Raw genomic sequence first — 18,302 nt, forward strand, 5'->3', positions numbered from 1 at the left:
AAACCGCGACCTATTTCTGTGCCATGTAAAGGCTATCAAAAATCGGGTCGCGGAATATTAATGATCATCGCCCTGACTGTCAAGCTGTACAAAGGTTAGACAGGAAGTTTTCCTGTATTTTGTCAGCCTGACATGCCAATTTGTTAGGAGTACGTTAACGCACTCCTTTTGATCATACCTTATTCGGCAGTATCTTCGTCTGCACCTGCATTAAGCGCTTCGGTCAGAGCCTGTTCAGCTTCAGCCGCTGAAACTGACATCTCTTCGATTTGCTCTTTGCGTTTCTGTGCACGGCGTTCGTGGTAAGCGAAACCGGTACCCGCTGGAATGAGTCGACCAACGATTACGTTTTCTTTCAGACCGCGTAGGTCATCTTCTTTACCTTGAACCGCAGCTTCAGTTAACACACGTGTTGTTTCCTGGAACGATGCCGCTGAGATGAATGACTCAGTAGACAGTGACGCTTTAGTGATACCAAGCAGTTGTGTTTCATACTGCGCTGGGATCTTGCCGTGTTTTTCAATTTCACGGTTCGCCACTTTTACGTTCGATACTTCAACCTGTTCCCCTTCAAGGAACTGCGTGTCACCTGGATGTGTAATGATACACTTGCGTAGCATCTGACGGATAACGACTTCGATGTGCTTATCGTTAATCTTAACACCCTGTAGACGGTATACTTCCTGAACTTCGTTCACGATGTAGTTTGCTACAGCTGAGATACCACGTAGACGTAAGATATCGTGTGGTGACTCTGGACCATCGGCGATAACTTCGCCTTTTTCCACTTTTTCACCTTCGAACACGTTAAGCTGACGCCACTTAGGAATCATCTCTTCGTACGCTTCACCTTCAGCTGGCGTGATTACAAGACGCTTCTTACCTTTGGTCTCTTTACCGAAGCCGATAGTACCTGAGATTTCTGCAAGAATTGCAGGCTCTTTAGGCTTACGCGCTTCAAATAGGTCCGCAACGCGCGGAAGACCACCGGTGATGTCACGAGTCTTCGAGCTTTCCTGAGGAATACGTGCTAACACGTCACCTTCGTTAGCCACTTTGCCTTCTTTCGCTTCGATAGTTGTGAAGCTTGGAAGACGAATTTCTTGAAGACCGAACTCATCGCTCTCAAGAATTAGCTTAGGCTCTTTAGAGTTAACCTTCGCAAGGTCTTTCACCACGATACGGGTTAGACCAGTAAGCTCGTCCTGCTGCATTTCGGTGTTAGAGTCATCAATGTCTGCGAAGCTAATCTTAGCTGCACGTTCAGTGATGATTGGGTGACTGTGCGGATCCCAGTTAGCAACAATGTCGCCAGCTGCAATAGTTGCACCGTCATCCACGCTAAGTACAGCACCGTAAGGTACTTTATAGCGCTCTTTCTCACGGCCTTGCTCGTCGATAACAGTAAGTTCTGTTGAACGAGAAACGATAACCACTTTACCGTCAGAGTTACGTACGAATTTCGCATTGTGTAGCTTAAGGCTACCCGCTGTCTTAACTTGTACGCTGTTCTCTGCAGAGGCTCTTGATGCCGCACCACCGATGTGGAACGTACGCATGGTAAGCTGTGTACCTGGTTCACCGATTGACTGTGCTGCAATAACACCAACCGATTCACCGCTACCCACCATATGACCACGTGCAAGGTCACGACCGTAACACTTAGCACAAACACCGAAGTCATTGTCACAAGTGATTACCGAGCGAACCATGATTTGGTCAACTGAGTTAGCTTCAAGCATGTCTACTAACGCTTCGTCTAGAAGAACGTTACGCTCTACTAATACTTCGTTAGTACCTGGTTTAACCACATCTTCTGCAACGACACGACCTAGTACACGCTCGCGTAGCGGCTCAACAACGTCACCACCTTCGATGAGTGGTGTCATTTGAACACCTTCGAATGTGCCACAGTCGTCGTTAGTGATTACCAAGTCTTGTGCAACGTCTACTAGACGACGCGTCAGGTAACCCGAGTTCGCTGTCTTAAGTGCGGTATCCGCTAGACCTTTACGCGCACCGTGCGTTGAGATGAAGTACTGTAGTACGTTCAGACCTTCACGGAAGTTCGCCGTAATTGGGGTTTCGATGATTGAGCCATCTGGCTTAGCCATCAGACCACGCATACCTGCTAGCTGACGAATCTGAGCGGCACTACCACGAGCACCCGAGTCGGCCATCATGTAAACAGAGTTAAATGATGATTGCTCTTCTTCTTCGCCATCGCGGTTGATTACGATGTCAGTCTTAAGGTTATCCATCATGGCCTTAGCAACTTTTTCGTTGGCATTTGACCAGATATCGATAACTTTGTTGTAACGCTCACCCGCGGTAACAAGACCGTTTTGGAACTGTTCCTGAATTTCGATAACTTCTGCTTCCGCTGCATCGATGATGTCTTTCTTAGCAGCAGGGATAACCATATCGTCGATACCAACAGACGCACCCGCGATCATCGCGTAATGGAAACCGGTATACATGATTTGGTCAGCAGCAATTACGGTGTCTTTCAGACCTAGCGTACGGTAACAAGCATTCAATAGTCTTGAAATTTGCTTCTTGCCCATCGCTTGGTTGATGATTTCAAACGGCAGACCCTTAGGTAGGATCAATGAGAAAATCGCACGACCAACAGTAGTGTCAGTTAGCGTTACTTTCTCAGTTTTGTTGCCATCTTCATCAATGTCATATTCAGTAATACGTACTTTAACGCGAGAGTGAAGCTCAGCATTACCTGTGCGGTATGCTTTTTCTGCTTCATTCGGGCTGGTAAATACCATGCCTTCGCCTAAGCCGTTTACTTTGTCACGCGTAAGGTAGTAAAGACCTAATACAACGTCCTGTGAAGGTACGATGATTGGCTCACCGTTCGCAGGTGACAGAATGTTGTTCGTTGACATCATAAGTGCACGCGCTTCTAGCTGTGCTTCGATTGTCAACGGAACGTGTACCGCCATTTGGTCACCGTCGAAGTCGGCGTTATACGCCGCACACACTAGCGGGTGAAGCTGAATCGCTTTACCTTCGATGAGTGTTGGTTCGAACGCTTGGATACCCAAACGGTGAAGTGTAGGTGCACGGTTAAGTAGTACCGGGTGTTCGCGGATAACGTCGTCTAGTACGTCCCAAACCTCTGGTGCTTCGCGCTCTACAAGCTTCTTAGCTGCTTTGATTGTTGTCGCAAGACCACGTGCTTCAAGCTTACCGTAGATAAACGGTTTAAATAGCTCAAGTGCCATCTTCTTAGGAAGACCACACTGGTGAAGACGTAGCGTAGGACCTACGGTAATTACAGAACGGCCTGAGTAGTCAACACGCTTACCAAGAAGGTTTTGACGGAAACGACCTTGCTTACCTTTGATCATGTCTGCAAGCGACTTAAGTGGACGCTTGTTAGAACCGGTAATCGCACGACCGCGACGTCCGTTATCTAGAAGCGCATCAACAGACTCTTGAAGCATACGCTTTTCGTTGCGTACGATAATGTCTGGAGCAGCTAGGTCTAGAAGACGCTTAAGACGGTTGTTACGGTTAATTACACGACGGTATAGGTCGTTAAGGTCAGACGTTGCAAAACGGCCGCCATCTAGTGGTACTAGAGGACGTAGATCCGGTGGAAGTACCGGAAGTACCGTCATGATCATCCACTCTGGCTTGTTACCAGACTGTTGGAATGACTCAAGCAACTTAAGACGCTTAGTAATTTTCTTACGCTTAGTTTCAGAGTTAATTGAAGGCAGCTCTTCACGCATAGCCGCAACATCTGCGTCAACGTTTAGTGCAGTAAGAAGATCGAATACCGCTTCGGCACCCATCTTCGCTTCAAACTCATCACCGTGCTCTTCAAGTGCATCCAAATACTCTTCTTCGTTAAGAAGTTGGCTGCGCTCAAGGGTCGTCATACCTGGCTCTGTTACCACGTATGATTCGAAGTAAAGTACACGTTCGATATCACGAAGTGTCATATCAAGCATTAAGCCGATACGAGACGGAAGTGATTTAAGGAACCAGATGTGTGCAACCGGGCTTGCTAGCTCGATGTGACCCATACGCTCACGACGTACTTTAGTCAGTGTGACTTCAACGCCACACTTTTCACAGATAACACCACGGTGCTTAAGGCGCTTGTACTTACCGCAAAGACACTCATAGTCTTTAACCGGACCAAAGATACGCGCACAGAAAAGACCGTCGCGCTCAGGCTTGAACGTACGGTAGTTAATTGTTTCAGGCTTTTTAACTTCACCGAATGACCATGAACGGATCATGTCCGGTGAAGACAAACCGATTCGAATATTATCGAATTCTTCGGTTTTGTTTTGTTGCTTTAGAAACTTTAATAAGTCTTTCACATTACTCTCCCAGCGGAGTCAGTCTCTAGAGCCCGGCGCAAGCACCGGGCCATCTCATAACATTACGTGGCTAACGCCGTATTACTTTTCTTCAAGCTCGATGTTGATACCCAACGAGCGAATTTCTTTAAGTAGTACGTTGAATGATTCTGGCATGCCAGGTTCCATTCTGTGGTCGCCATCGACGATGTTCTTGTACATCTTGGTACGGCCGTTAACGTCATCAGACTTAACGGTAAGCATTTCTTGAAGGGTATATGCAGCACCGTATGCTTCAAGTGCCCACACTTCCATCTCACCGAAGCGCTGACCACCGAACTGTGCTTTACCACCAAGAGGTTGCTGTGTAACAAGGCTGTAAGAACCCGTAGAACGCGCGTGCATTTTGTCGTCTACTAAGTGGTTCAGCTTCAGCATGTACATGTAACCAACCGTAACTGGACGCTCGAATTCGCGACCGGTACGACCGTCGAACAAAGCAATCTGACCGCTTTCTGGAATATCAGCAAGCTTCAGCATTTCTTTGATTTCAGATTCACGAGCACCGTCGAATACAGGTGTTGCTACTGGCACACCCTTACGAAGGTTTTCCGCTAGACGGCGAACTTCGTGGTCTGTGAAGCTATCGATGTCAACTTCTTGGTGATTCTCACCAAGCTCGTACACCTTCTTCAAGAAGTCACGTAATTCAGCCAGCTCGCGCTGCTCTTTAATCATGCGATCAATCTTCACACCAAGACCGTGTGCAGCCATACCCAAGTGTGTTTCTAGGATCTGACCGATGTTCATACGAGACGGTACACCTAGTGGGTTAAGTACGATATCTACCGGCGTACCGTTAGCATCGTATGGCATGTCTTCAACTGGCTGGATAGTCGAGATAACACCTTTGTTACCGTGACGACCGGCCATTTTGTCACCCGGTTGGATGTGACGTTTAACCGCAAGGTAAACCTTAACGATCTTAAGTACGCCAGGTGCTAGGTCATCGCCTTGCGTGATCTTACGGCGCTTCGCTTCAAACTTCTTATCGAAGTCAGCTTTAATTTCAGCGTGCTGATCAGCAATTTGGTCTAGCTCTAGCTGTGCATCTTCACTGTTAAGTGCAATTTCAAACCACTTTTCACGCGGTAGGCTGTCAAGCTTAGCTTGGTCAACGCCAGCACGTAAAAGTGCAGTTTGTGCACGGGCAAAGATACCGTCTGCAAGAATTTCGAATTCGTCAGTAAGGTCTTTCTTAACCTGACGTAGTTGCATATCTTCGATTTCAAGCGCGCGCTTGTCTTTCTCTACACCGTCACGGGTAAATACTTGAACGTCGATAACGGTACCGTGAACAGAGTTAGGTACACGTAGAGACGTATCTTTAACGTCAGACGCTTTCTCACCAAAGATTGCACGTAGTAGTTTCTCTTCTGGCGTAAGCTGCGTTTCACCTTTAGGCGTTACTTTACCAACAAGGATATCACCGCCTTTCACTTCTGCACCGATGTAAACAACACCTGATTCATCAAGCTTGCTTAGTGCAGATTCACCCACGTTCGGGATATCAGAAGAAATCTCTTCTGGCCCAAGCTTAGTATCACGAGCAATACAGCTAAGCTCTTGAATGTGGATTGTAGTAAAACGGTCTTCCTGCGCTACACGCTCAGAAATAAGGATTGAATCCTCAAAGTTGTAACCATTCCACGGCATGAATGCGATACGCATGTTCTGACCAAGTGCAAGGTCACCTAGGTCTGTTGAAGGACCATCAGCTAGCACGTCACCTGCAACAATCGGGTCGCCAACACTACAAGTAGGCTTCTGATTGATACACGTGTTTTGGTTAGAACGAGTGTACTTAGTCAGGTTGTAGATATCGATACCTGCTTCACCTGGAAGCATTTCGTCTTCGTCTACTTTAATTACGATACGGCTGGCATCTACGTAATCAACCACACCACCGCGCTTAGCAACTACAGTAACACCTGAGTCAACCGCGATAGTTCTTTCCATACCGGTACCAACTAGCGGCTTATCAGCGCGTAGTGTAGGTACTGCCTGACGTTGCATGTTCGCACCCATTAGTGCACGGTTTGCGTCATCGTGCTCTAGGAATGGGATAATGCTTGCAGCAATTGAAACGATTTGCTGTGGTGAAACGTCCATGTACTTGATGTCTTCTTTAGGCATCAAAGTAGTTTCACCGCGGTGACGACATGGAATTAGGTCGTCAACCAACTCGCCAGCTTCAGTCAACGCGATGTTAGCCTGAGCGATTGCGAATTGACCTTCTTCAATTGCAGATAAGTAGTCGATTTCGTCTGTCACCACACCGTCAACAATGCGACGGAACGGCGTTTCTAGGAAACCGAAGTCATTGGTACGCGCAAAGCTTGCCAATGAGTTAATTAGACCGATGTTCGGGCCTTCCGGCGTTTCGATTGGACATAGACGACCGTAGTGTGTCGGGTGTACGTCTCGAACTTCGAAGCCTGCACGTTCACGTGTAAGACCACCCGGGCCTAATGCAGAAATACGACGCTTATGCGTTACTTCTGATAGCGGGTTGTTTTGGTCCATGAACTGAGAAAGCTGAGATGAACCGAAGAACTCTTTAACCGCTGCCGAAATAGGCTTAGCGTTAATAAGATCTTGTGGCATTACGTTGTCTAGATCGCCTAGGCTTAGACGCTCTTTCACTGCACGCTCAACACGTACAAGACCAACGCGGAATTGGTTTTCTGCCATTTCACCTACAGAACGGATACGACGGTTACCAAGGTGATCGATATCATCGACTTCGTCTTTACCGTCACGAATCATTATTAACTGCTTCATTACAGAAATAATGTCTTCTTTATCTAGCGTACCAGCACCAATAAGTTCTTCACGGCCTAGACGGCGGTTGAACTTCATGCGACCAACAGAAGATAGGTCGTAACGTTCGTCAGAGAAGAACAGGTTATCGAACAAGGTTTCTGCTGCATCTTTTGTTGGTGGCTCACCAGGACGCATCATACGGTAAATTTCAACTAGCGCTTCTAGGCGGTTTGTTGAAGAATCGATACGTAGCGTATCTGAAATGTATGAACCGTGGTCTAGTTCGTTGATGTACAGCGTTTCAAACTCTTTGATACCCGCTTGGCTAAGCGCCGCCAGGTTCTCAAGTGTTAATTCGTCGTTGGCACTAACGATAACTTCGCCAGTGTCTTCGTTCACGTATGTCGCTGCAAAAACACGCCCGATTAGGTAATCGGCAGGTACTTCAAGCTCAGTAAGACCCGCTTTTTCAAGTGCACGAGTGTGACGAGCAGAAATACGGCGACTGGTTTCAACAACCACGTTACCTTCACCGTCAATGATATCGAACTGAGCCGTTTCACCACGTAGGCGATCTGGCACCACTTCCATCATTAACTTGTCTTTATCGATACGAATGCTCACTTTCTCGAAGAAAGTGTCTAATATCTCTTCAGACGACATTTCAAGCGCGCGTAAGATAATAGTTGCAGGCAACTTACGACGACGGTCGATACGTACAAACAGGTTATCTTTCGGGTCAAACTCAAAGTCTAACCACGAACCACGGTAAGGTATTACACGTGCATTATAAAGCACTTTACCTGACGAGTGGGTTTTCCCTTTGTCGTGATCAAAGAACACACCAGGTGAACGGTGTAGCTGAGACACGATAACACGCTCAGTACCATTGATAACGAACGTACCGTTCTCAGTCATCAATGGGATCTCACCCATGTACACTTCTTGTTCTTTAATATCTTTTACGGTACCTGGGGCAGCGTCTTTATCGAACAACACTAACCGTAGTTTTACTCTTAACGGAGCAGAGAAAGTGACGCCACGAATTTGACATTCTTTAACGTCGAAAACTGGCTCTCCCAGGCGGTAGCTTACATATTGAAGCTCTGAACTACCTGAGTAGCTTTTAATTGGAAAAACGGAACGAAATGCTGCTTCCAAACCGTATTGAGCATCTGCATCGATCTCAATAAACTTTTTGAAAGAATCAAGCTGAATTGAAAGAAGGTATGGAATTTCCAATACCTGTGGGCGTTTGCCAAAATCCTTACGGATACGTTTCTTTTCGCTATAAGAGTAAACCATGGGTTCCTCAGCCTGCTGATTTATGACCCAACCTGCTGCAAAATGCTTTAAAACGCGTGCTATGGGCTAAAAGCTGCGTTCTAAATGGCGCACTGAGCAACAAACTTCCACAACCCTTTTTCGGGCAGATACACCAGCATACAACAAAATTTAACCAATTATTAGTTAACTTGTTGGATTTTTATGCTTTTTATGGGTATTTCCGAATGGCGCTTTGAGTGATGTAGTCAAGGGTTAGAATCTACACACTATACAGCGCAAAAAGGCTGGTGGTTTAAAAAACCACCAGCCTTGCCGTCTCAGGCAATAATCTGACTATATCAGATTACTTGATTTCTACTTCTGCACCAGCTTCTTCAAGCTCTTTCTTAAGTGCTTCAGCTTCATCTTTGCTTACGCCTTCTTTGATAGCTTTAGGAGCAGATTCAACTACTTCTTTAGCTTCTTTAAGACCTAGGCCAGTCGCACCGCGAACTGCTTTGATAACTGCAACTTTGTTGCCACCGAATGAAGTCATAACAACGTCGAATTCAGTCTTTTCTTCTGCAGCAGCAGCGTCGCCACCAGCAGCTGGACCAGCAACAGCAACAGCAGCTGCAGCAGATACGTTGAATTTCTCTTCAGCCGCTTCAATTAGTTCAACCAGTTCCATTACTGGCATTTCAGCGATTGCGTTTAAGATATCTTCTTTAGTTAGAGCCATGTTCTCTAAACTCCTGGGTAAAAATTGTTAAAAAAATCAATATGCCAAAAACGCCAATTACTTGGTGTCTTTGACCGCCGCCAATACGCGCACAAACTTGCCAGGAACTTCGTTGATTGTTTGAACGAATTTCCCAACTGGTGCTTTGAAGGTTGCAAGAAGTTTTGCAAGCGCTTCGTCGCGGGTAGGTAGAGCTGCAACTGCGTCCAATTTCTCTGGACCAAGAAGACCACTACCAATAGAAAGTGCTGTAACTTTAAGCTTATCGTTAGTCTTACCGAAGTCTTTGAAAAGACGTGCCGCACCGCCTGGTGCGTCGATAGAGAAACCGTAAATAAGCGGACCAGTTAAGGCGCTATCTAAGTCTGCAAATTGACTGTCTGCTAGAGCGCGCTTTGCAAGAGTGTTACGTACAACCTTTAGGTATACGCCTTGCTCACGAGCTTTAACACGTAGGTCAGTCAGTTCTGCAACTTCCATCCCACGGTATTCAGCAACGGCTACGGATAGAGCGCGAGACGCAACTTCAGAAACTTCTGCTACGATCTCTTTTTTTGCTGCTAAACCTAGTGCCACTGAGTTCACCTCTTTGTATCTGACTTTGTTCGTAGTTGCCTACTTGCGCCGTCAGGGTTCACAGATTGATACCAACCCTCATGGTTGATACCGCTCTACGGTGTTTGTTACCCCAGAGAGTCTGAGTCAAACCACCGTCTGCGCAGGTTGTTGTATTAAGCAGTGTGTTGACTGTGAAAGTTCTCTTACCTCTTTCACCACACCGCACCTGCGGTCTTGGACGGGAGCTGCTTATTAGCACTGCTAATTTACACAGCTCCAACCCATAACCTTTAAGAGATTCCGTTGAGCCTAAGCTCAGCGAAATTAAAGACCTACAGAAGCCTTATCAAGAGCAACACCAGCACCCATTGTAGTGCTTAGGCTGATCTTCTTGATGTATGTACCTTTAGCAGAAGAAGGCTTAGCTTTCTTAAGTGCTTCAAGTAGCGCTTCAAGGTTTTCTTGAATTTGGTTTGCTTCGAACGCAATCTTACCGATGCTAGCGTGGATGATACCGTTCTTATCGTTACGGTAGCGAACCTGACCAGCTTTAGCGTTCTTAACTGCCGTTGCAACGTCAGGCGTTACAGTGCCAGTTTTAGGGTTAGGCATAAGGCCACGTGGACCTAAGATTTGACCTAGTTGACCAACAACACGCATTGCGTCTGGGCTAGCCACTACTACGTCAAAGTTCATTTCGCCTTTCTTCACTAGCTCAGCTAGGTCATCCATACCAACGATGTCTGCACCAGCTTCTTTAGCCGCTTCAGCATTTGCACCTTGAGTGAATACTGCAACGCGAACGTCTTTACCAGTACCGTTAGGTAGTACAGTTGCACCACGAACGTTTTGGTCAGATTTCTTCGCATCGATACCAAGGTTAACAGCAACGTCAACGCTTTCTGCGAACTTAGCAGTTGCTAGTTCTTTAAGAAGCGCTACTGCTTCGTTGATTTCGTACTCTTTAGTAGAGTCAACTTTGTCGCGGATTAGGCGAGCGCGTTTAGTTAATTTAGCCATTCGATTAGTCCTCTACGTTCAAGCCCATTGAGCGAGCAGAACCCGCGATAGTGCGTACCGCTGCATCTAGATCAGCTGCAGTAAGGTCTGGCTCTTTAGTTTTAGCAATCTCTTCCAACTGAGCGCGAGTAACTTTACCCACTTTTTCAGTGTTAGGACGGCCAGAACCACTCTTGATGCCCGCTGCTTTCTTAAGCAGGTAAGACGCAGGAGGAGTCTTAGTTTCGAATGTGAAAGAGCGATCTTCGTATACTGTAATTTCTACTGGTACCGGAGCGCCTTTCTCAAGACTTTCTGTTTTAGCGTTGAAAGCCTTACAGAATTCCATGATGTTAACACCGTGCTGACCTAGTGCAGGACCAACCGGTGGACTTGGGTTAGCAGCGCCAGCTGCAACCTGAAGCTTGATAATACCGCTTACTTTTTTAGCCATTTTACATGCTCTCTTGTTTGGGTCTAACGCCTCGCAAATACAGAGATTATTTGCTCAATCGGCTTCCCGTTTCCGTTTAAAAGGGCGCGCATTATATAAGGTGATTAATTACTATGCAAGGGCTATTTAGCATAAAAAACCATCGAAAGGTCAGTTTTATAATTTTCAGCAATTGTTATCTTGCTTATGGAGTCAACTCTTGTGTTGCTCGTAACTTTTACATAGAGGAAATTTAAATAATGGAACCATTACAAGAGCTAAATAAAAAGGAAATAGAGCAAGTTTCAGGCGCTCTACTTGCAAACGCGCTTGGTGCAATTGCAGGGGGTGTAGGCGGATTTTATGGGTCAATCATTGGTGGTGGTAGAAGCGCTACATTTTCCAGTATAGCGAAAGGTACGTTTGCAGGAATGGTGGTAGGTGCCATAAGTCCAGTACGTGGAATTACCTCCGCGGTAACAACCGTTGGTGGGGGCGTGATTTCAGGCGGAGTAGTCAGTGTACTAGATGATATAGAAGAGATAAGCGAGTTTAGTTACTAGTCATTTTAAAGTCAGTTTAATTATAGGAGAGCTGAAATGGCGTTTTTGATCTGGCTTGTATTCATCTGTACATTGAATTGGCTAATCAAAAGAATTTTAAACATAAGCTTCTGGTCTGCATTTACCGACAGCAATAAAATATCTCAACGTTCCGGCGTTTTATTATTGGTGGGCTTTGTCATGGTAGCTTTTCTGAGTTTTTTCATCTTCGTTATCTAGAGCCAAAGCCTGAATAGATCAGGCTTTTATTGTTACTAGCACTCTAAGAAAAAAACAATCAGACCAAGCAACTCTCATATTTCAGACATAAAAAAAGACGGTGAAACCGTCTTTTTAAAAATCACTATGGCTTAGCCTTTTTCGACCTGACCAAATTCCAGATCTACTGGTGTAGAGCGACCAAAGATAAGTACCGACACTTTTACGCGGCTCTTTTCGTAGTCGACTTCTTCTACCACACCATTGAAGTCTGCGAACGGTCCATCGATAACACGAACCACTTCGCCTGGCTCGAACAAAGTTTTTGGTCTTGGCTTATCAACGTTTTCTTCAAGGCGATTTAAGATAGCGTCGGCTTCTTTTTGTGAAATTGGCATTGGACGGTCAGAGGTGCCGCCGATGAAACCCAATACACGTGGTACGCTTTTCACTAAGTGCCAAGACTCTTCGGTCATTGCCATTTCTACCAGTACGTAACCTGGGTAAAACTTACGCTCTGATTTGCGCTTTTGACCTGCACGCATTTCTACCACTTCTTCTGTTGGTACTAGTACCTGACCGAAGTAGTCTTCCATGTTGTGCATTTTAATGTATTCAAGTAGGGTCTTCTTAACGCGAGACTCATACTGTGAATAAGCTTGTACCACGTACCATCTTTTCTTCAATGCTTCTTCAGACATACGCTTATGCTCCTATTCCAGTAATAAAGCCAACTACACGAACAATAATGCCGTCTAGTCCCCATAATATCAGTGCCATGACCAACGTCGCCGCAAGTACGATGAGTGTAGTCTGGTTAGCTTCTTGACGCGTTGGCCACACAACTTTGCGAACTTCCGTGCGAGACTCTTTCGCAAAGCTCAAAAAGGTGCTGCCTTTCTCTGTAGAAGCGGCAATAAAACCAGCAATAACAACAACTACAACAGCTGCGATGGCACGGTATAATACCGATAACTCACCGTAAACCGTATTAGCGGTTACTAAACCGGCAAGTAGCGCAAATACTACTACCCATTTAAACATGTCCAACGCATTGGACTGATTTTCCGTCTTTTCGCTCATGTTACGATCCTAGCACTACAGCGTCGTTGTTTTACGCGCTCATTCAACGCGCAATGAAAATTCTGTATGTAAATAAACTGGCAGGGGTGGAGGGACTCGAACCCCCAACCATCGGTTTTGGAGACCGCTGTTCTACCAATTCGAACTACACCCCTTTAGCGTCATAATGACAAAATTTACTTACACTACCCTTGTGAATTGTGCGTCTTTTCGAAGGAAAGTGCGGTATCGCAAGGGAGGGACGCGTATTATACTTAACCACTTTCAAGATACAAGCGCTTTATCGCGTTAACTTTATTCCTACCGAAGCCTTGCGTCCCTTCACTCTACACCAATAAAGCCTCCGGTTTGGTGTGCCCACAATTTCGCGTAAATACCATTGTGCGCAATAAGCTCTGAATGGGTGCCCTGCTCGACAATTTTACCTTTATCTAACACCAGCAATCTGTCCATTTGGGCGATAGTGGAAAGACGGTGTGCAATGGCCACAACCGTTTTGCCTTGCATCACTTTATCCAGGCACGCCTGAATAGCTGCTTCCACTTCTGAATCAAGCGCAGATGTCGCTTCATCTAGCACCAATACCGGCGCGTCTTTTAGCAATACTCGGGCAATCGCAATGCGCTGGCGTTGCCCACCGGATAATTTCACGCCCCGCTCTCCCACATGGGCATCGTAGCCACTGCGCCCCTGGCTGTCGGTAAGGGTTAAAATAAAATCATGGGCCTCAGCCTGTTTGGCGGCATTAATCATCTCTTCTTCAGAAGCATCAGTACGGCCATATAAAATGTTATCTCGCACCGAGCGATGCATCAGTGATGTGTCTTGGGTCACCATGCTGATTTTGGCACGCAACGTGTCCTGACTCACCGACGTAATGTCTTGATCATCAATGGTAATAGTGCCATTTTGGGTATCATAGAAACGCATCAACAAATTTACCAAAGTCGACTTTCCTGCGCCTGACCGCCCCACTAGGCCTACTTTTTCACCCGGTTTAATTTTGAGATCGAGATGACTAAATACTTGTATGGGTTTGTTATCCGCACCGGCATACGAAAAGTTAACTTTATCAAAATTAATGGCGCCGCCTTCAACGCGCAACACGTTGGCTTTTACTTTGTCTTTCACAGCAATAGGTTGCGCCAATGTATTCATGCCGTCTTGAACTGTACCAAGGTTTTCAAATAACCCTGACACTTCCCACATTACCCAGTGCGACATACCATTGAGGCGTAAACACAAGCTAATAGCGATGGCGATATCACCGGCACTGGCGATGTTTTCTAACCACAGAAATATAGACAGCGCTCCCACCGTAAAAATTAAAATGGCGTTGGCCATTTCCACACAAAATTCGAGTATGGTGACTAATCGCATCTGCGGATAAACCGTTTTCAAAAAGCCTGACATACTCTCTTTGGCATAATCAGCTTCACGACGGCTGTGTGAGAATAATTTCACCGTTGTAATATTGGTATAGCTATCCACAATACGCCCAGTCATAAGAGAACGGGCATCGGCCTGCTTTTGTGATACATCTTTAAGCTTTGGCACCAACACTTTTAATATGCCGATATACACAAAAAACCAGACAATCAATGGCATCGCTAAACGCCAATCAGTGGTAAAAATCAGCACTACCATAGAGATAAAGTACACACTGATATAAACCAGTAAATCGAGTACTTTTGTGACTGTTTCGCGAACGGATAACGCGGTTTGCATCACCTTAGTGGCTACTCGTCCTGCAAATTCATCGTGGAAGAACGTCAGACTTTGACCCAATAGGTAGCGATGTGCCTGCCACCTTATACGCATCGGGTAATTTCCCATGAGGGATTGGCGTGAGAACAGAGAACGCAACAGTATAAACAGGGGTATAAATACGACAACGGTCAGTCCCATACCAATCAGGGTAAACTTCTGATCAGCGATAAACGTCTCTCTGTTTTGTTCTGAAAACCAATCGACTAGTTGGCCGAGAAAGCCAAATAGTGTGACTTCAAGCACCGCTACGATTGCACTGAGCAATGAAACGGTCAGTATGACTCCCCACATCCCTTTCGTGTAGTACTGACAAAAGGCAATAATGCCCGAAGGAGGCTGTGTCGGGGCCGTATCGGGAAATGGCTGGGTGAGCTTTTCGAAAAATGAAAACATGCAGGACTCGTTAGTTATCAATGGCAAGTGTATGACAGCGTGCAATACAGAATGGGGACGAAATTGGCCTTCATTGGCGAAGATTTTCTGATAAACCCAAACTCAATCGTGTGTTATACGCAATTTTACACGATCTGTTCAATGATGTCGGGGTATCGGTCGCTAAATTAATGCCATTAATAGAGTGAACCTATTGATAACAAAGCAAAGTCAATAAATGACCGCTCAAATTACATTGTCTAAAACAAAATAGCGATGTCTCGCGTAGATAATCTCAGCGCATATACGCTTTGTTGCTCTTAGCTTAAGCGCTCATTGTCAGTGCAAAAAAAGCCGTGTTAAACATAACCAATAGACAAATAAACTGTTTTTTTAAAAACAGCGATACTTGGCATTATTGAGTTATTAGAGTAAGGTCAAAATAGCCTTTGAAATAAAACAGTATTAACTCATTAAACAATGAAGGTATTTACCGCGCGCCAAGCCATTTTTAATCGCCGTCAACAAACGGTCGCCTACGAGGTATTTTTTCGCGACGGTATTGAAAATGTCTTTCCAAAAGATGTCGATCCTAATGTGGCCACGTCGCGATTAATTGTAAATCAACATCTCAATGTAGGTATCAGTACATTAACTAACGGAAAGCGTGCACTAATCAATTTTTCCCAGCAAGGTTTAATCGACCGTGTCCCGGCACTGCTTCCCCCCAATGATATAGTGATAGAAGTCCTTGAAGATGTAGAACCCACCGACGAAGTCTATCAAGCTTGCCGCGAACTCTTTCACAAAGGCTATCGAATGGCGCTGGACGATTTTCTTTATCACAGAAAATGGGACCGGTTCATCAATTTCACCCGTTTGTTGAAGTTTGATATTCAAAACACACCGCTTGATGAAATAGCGCCTTTAGTGGAGAAATTCAAACAGCGAAAAGGTTTAAAGCTGCTTGCAGAAAAAGTAGAGACTCCGGAAGAATTTGCCATTGCTAAAAAGATGGGGTTCGACTTTTTTCAAGGTTATTTCTTTGCCAAACCAGAAATGATTCAAAATAAGGATATTGAAGCCCAACACGCCATGATCCTTATTATTTACCACGAAGCCCTTAAGCCTTACCTCAACTACACCAAATTGGCACGTTATTTTGAGCAAGACGTAAGCTTGAGTTACAAACTATTGCGCTTTACCAACTCGGGGCTATTTGTGTTAAGAGAGCCCATAGAATCAATTAAGCAGGCGTTGGTGTACCTAGGGGAAGAGCAGGCTAGAAAATTTGTGTGCTTGATAGCTACCGCACATCTTAACAAAAATAAGCCATTAGAAATCATTAGAGTATCGATCATTCGCGCAAGATTTTGTGAGCAAATAGCAAAACAAGTGGTGCCACAGCTTGCCGACAGTGCATTTATGGTTGGCTTGTTTTCCATGATCGATGCATTACTTGATAGCCCTATGGAAGCCTTGCTTGCTAAATTGCCATTAAGTGACGATATTAAAACCGCACTATTAGGTGAAAAAACCATCCTATTTTTCATCTTAGAGCTAGTTAAAGCCTACGAGTCTGGTAGTTGGTGGGCGATAACAAAAAAAGCCAATACCGTGGGAATTGTGCAGGAAGAGTTACCCGACATGCACAGAAATGCCACGCTCTGGTCAGAAACATACGAATCAATCAAATAAGTGTAGGGGGGAGGTTGAGCTCACCCAGGCTCGCTTAGGCTAATAAGGAAACTGCCATGTTGAAATTCATTTTACTCAGCTTCACCATCCTGTTGACTTCTCATCTACACGCCGAAACTAACTACCCTAACCTGTTGTTTTTGAAAGAAGGGCAAACCTCTCCGAAAGCACAACTTTCTTCAGTAAGCTGGCTAGCAGGTCATTGGCGTGGCAACGCGCTTGGGGGTGTTGTTGAAGAAGTGTGGTCTTCACCGCTTGGTGGAAGCATGATGGGGGCTTTTAAACTGGTGGTAGGTGACAAAGTTCAGTTCTATGAGCTCGAAACCATTATTCAAAAAGATGAAACATTAATTTTTAGGATCAAACACTTTGGTCACGACTTAGTAGGTTGGGAAGAGAAAGACAAAACCGTCGACTTTGCCTTGGTTAAAGTCGAAGAAAATAAGATCTTCTTTAACGGCCTTACACTAGAAAGGGTGTCAGGTAACGAAATGATTATTTACGTCGCTATTGAACACGGCGGTACCGTCACAGAAGAAGCCTTCCCCTATAAAAGAGTAATGTAAATAGGCCCAAGTAAACTTTGGTGTGCCATTTGCCGTTTAAATGGCAGCATTTAAACGGCGAAACCGTCCTGCAAGCGAAAAGCGCTAACACTGTCGGCTAAATTGAAGAGCCGTAACAACAAGTAAAATGCTTGTATAACGCTCCTTTCGAATTGTGCCTGCGCAACGTTAAGCCACCATTTCCATTAGGCTTCGCTATAACCCAATTCCTTTAAAATAGTTTCTACCTTTTCGCTGTGTTGCGCTTCCCACTTCGCCAAGGGCAAAGCGGCATCTTTTTCTCCCCGTGCTTTAGCTATCTCATAGGCTTTTTCCGCCTCTTTATGCGGCACTACCGCTATACCTTCTTCATCGGCCACAATAATGTCGCCAGCATTTACGGTAACCCCGCCACAAACAACGGGTTGATTAAGTGGCGCGATACACTTTTTAGCGCCCGGTTTAGGTATTACCCCTCGGGCAAAAACGGGAAATTGATTTTCGCGAGTTTGAGCAAGATCGCGAATTACACCATCAACTACAAAGCCTTTGATCCCTCTTGCCTGGGCAATAGCACAAACATTACCACCCGCCACGGCGTATTGATCATCAGCTTGCACTACAATAACATCACCTGGACGTGCTCGATAAATAGCAGCATGCAACATTAAGTGATCACCTGGAGCACATTTTACCGTAAACGCTGGTCCAGCAATGCGAGGCATTCCCTGCCATAAGGGTTTAATTCCGTAGTCCATAAACTGTTCTCTGGACAGTGCGTCGGCATATTCACAGGGCGAAATAGTATCAAACGGCAGATTGTAATCGTGCATGACCAGTTCCTTGTAGTGATGAAAAAACGTTTACCTCAACTCACTATACCCAATTGTCCATTACAAGTTGTTACAAGCTGTGTAT

Annotated in this window: 13 protein-coding genes and 1 tRNA gene; 3 read left to right on the forward strand and 11 right to left on the reverse strand. The window is 45.4% G+C overall.

The features are described from left to right. Nucleotides 1-179: 179 nt before the first annotated feature. The 6 genes from rpoC to rplK all read right to left on the reverse strand — a co-directional run bounded on the left by rpoC (nt 180) and on the right by rplK (nt 11,176). Nucleotides 180-4,352, reverse strand: coding sequence for a DNA-directed RNA polymerase subunit beta' (gene rpoC / locus ACMCM8_RS14825; RefSeq protein WP_412723364.1), 4,173 nt, complete (start codon nt 4,350-4,352; stop codon nt 180-182). Nucleotides 4,353-4,433: 81 nt separating this feature from the next. After that, nucleotides 4,434-8,462 carry a DNA-directed RNA polymerase subunit beta gene (gene rpoB, locus ACMCM8_RS14830; RefSeq protein WP_412723365.1) on the reverse strand — a complete coding sequence of 1,343 codons (4,029 nt, stop codon included), beginning with the start codon at nt 8,460-8,462 and terminating at the stop codon, nt 4,434-4,436. A gap of 325 nt (nt 8,463-8,787) precedes the next feature. After that, nucleotides 8,788-9,165: a 50S ribosomal protein L7/L12 gene (gene rplL, locus ACMCM8_RS14835; protein WP_015068303.1), complete on the reverse strand. Its 378-nt coding sequence runs from the start codon at nt 9,163-9,165 to the stop codon at nt 8,788-8,790. A gap of 57 nt (nt 9,166-9,222) precedes the next feature. Next, nucleotides 9,223-9,741 carry a 50S ribosomal protein L10 gene (rplJ, locus tag ACMCM8_RS14840; RefSeq protein WP_014951041.1) on the reverse strand — a complete coding sequence of 173 codons (519 nt, stop codon included), beginning with the start codon at nt 9,739-9,741 and terminating at the stop codon, nt 9,223-9,225. Nucleotides 9,742-10,047: 306 nt separating this feature from the next. Then, the gene (gene rplA, locus ACMCM8_RS14845) at nt 10,048-10,743 is read right to left on the reverse strand and encodes a 50S ribosomal protein L1 (protein ID WP_412723366.1); all 696 of its coding nucleotides are present in this window, start codon (nt 10,741-10,743) and stop codon (nt 10,048-10,050) included. A 4-nt stretch (nt 10,744-10,747) separates the two neighbouring features. Further along, nucleotides 10,748-11,176: a 50S ribosomal protein L11 gene (gene rplK / locus ACMCM8_RS14850; RefSeq protein WP_014951043.1), complete on the reverse strand. Its 429-nt coding sequence runs from the start codon at nt 11,174-11,176 to the stop codon at nt 10,748-10,750. A 239-nt stretch (nt 11,177-11,415) separates the two neighbouring features. Between rplK and ACMCM8_RS14855 the strand changes: the two genes are divergently transcribed. Beyond that, nucleotides 11,416-11,718, forward strand: a complete 303-nt coding sequence (locus ACMCM8_RS14855) for a hypothetical protein (RefSeq protein ID WP_412723367.1) — start codon at nt 11,416-11,418, stop codon at nt 11,716-11,718. A gap of 350 nt (nt 11,719-12,068) precedes the next feature. On the opposite strand, the gene nusG is transcribed toward ACMCM8_RS14855, so the two are convergent. From nusG to ACMCM8_RS14875, 4 genes are all read right to left on the reverse strand, one after another. Then, the gene (gene nusG / locus ACMCM8_RS14860; RefSeq protein ID WP_412723368.1) at nt 12,069-12,617 is read right to left on the reverse strand and encodes a transcription termination/antitermination protein NusG; all 549 of its coding nucleotides are present in this window, start codon (nt 12,615-12,617) and stop codon (nt 12,069-12,071) included. Nucleotides 12,618-12,621: 4 nt separating this feature from the next. Beyond that, nucleotides 12,622-12,999 carry a preprotein translocase subunit SecE gene (gene secE, locus ACMCM8_RS14865; protein ID WP_412723369.1) on the reverse strand — a complete coding sequence of 126 codons (378 nt, stop codon included), beginning with the start codon at nt 12,997-12,999 and terminating at the stop codon, nt 12,622-12,624. A 78-nt stretch (nt 13,000-13,077) separates the two neighbouring features. Beyond that, nucleotides 13,078-13,154 (reverse strand) — tRNA-Trp (locus tag ACMCM8_RS14870). Nucleotides 13,155-13,320: 166 nt separating this feature from the next. After that, entirely contained in the window at nt 13,321-15,162 is a 1,842-nt protein-coding gene (locus ACMCM8_RS14875; RefSeq protein WP_412723370.1) for an ABC transporter ATP-binding protein, read from the reverse strand. A gap of 459 nt (nt 15,163-15,621) precedes the next feature. Between ACMCM8_RS14875 and ACMCM8_RS14880 the strand changes: the two genes are divergently transcribed. Continuing rightward, nucleotides 15,622-16,839 (forward strand): EAL and HDOD domain-containing protein, encoded by a 1,218-nt coding sequence (locus ACMCM8_RS14880; protein WP_412723371.1) that lies wholly within the window; start codon nt 15,622-15,624, stop codon nt 16,837-16,839. Between the two features lie 56 nt (nt 16,840-16,895). Beyond that, nucleotides 16,896-17,405 carry a DUF6265 family protein gene (locus ACMCM8_RS14885; protein ID WP_412723372.1) on the forward strand — a complete coding sequence of 170 codons (510 nt, stop codon included), beginning with the start codon at nt 16,896-16,898 and terminating at the stop codon, nt 17,403-17,405. A gap of 185 nt (nt 17,406-17,590) precedes the next feature. On the opposite strand, the gene ACMCM8_RS14890 is transcribed toward ACMCM8_RS14885, so the two are convergent. Continuing rightward, nucleotides 17,591-18,217 (reverse strand): RraA family protein, encoded by a 627-nt coding sequence (locus ACMCM8_RS14890; RefSeq protein ID WP_412723373.1) that lies wholly within the window; start codon nt 18,215-18,217, stop codon nt 17,591-17,593. Nucleotides 18,218-18,302 lie beyond the last annotated feature (85 nt).

Source organism: Alteromonas sp. D210916BOD_24 (assembly GCF_047159385.1).
In the GTDB taxonomy this organism is placed as follows: Bacteria; Pseudomonadota; Gammaproteobacteria; order Enterobacterales; family Alteromonadaceae; genus Alteromonas.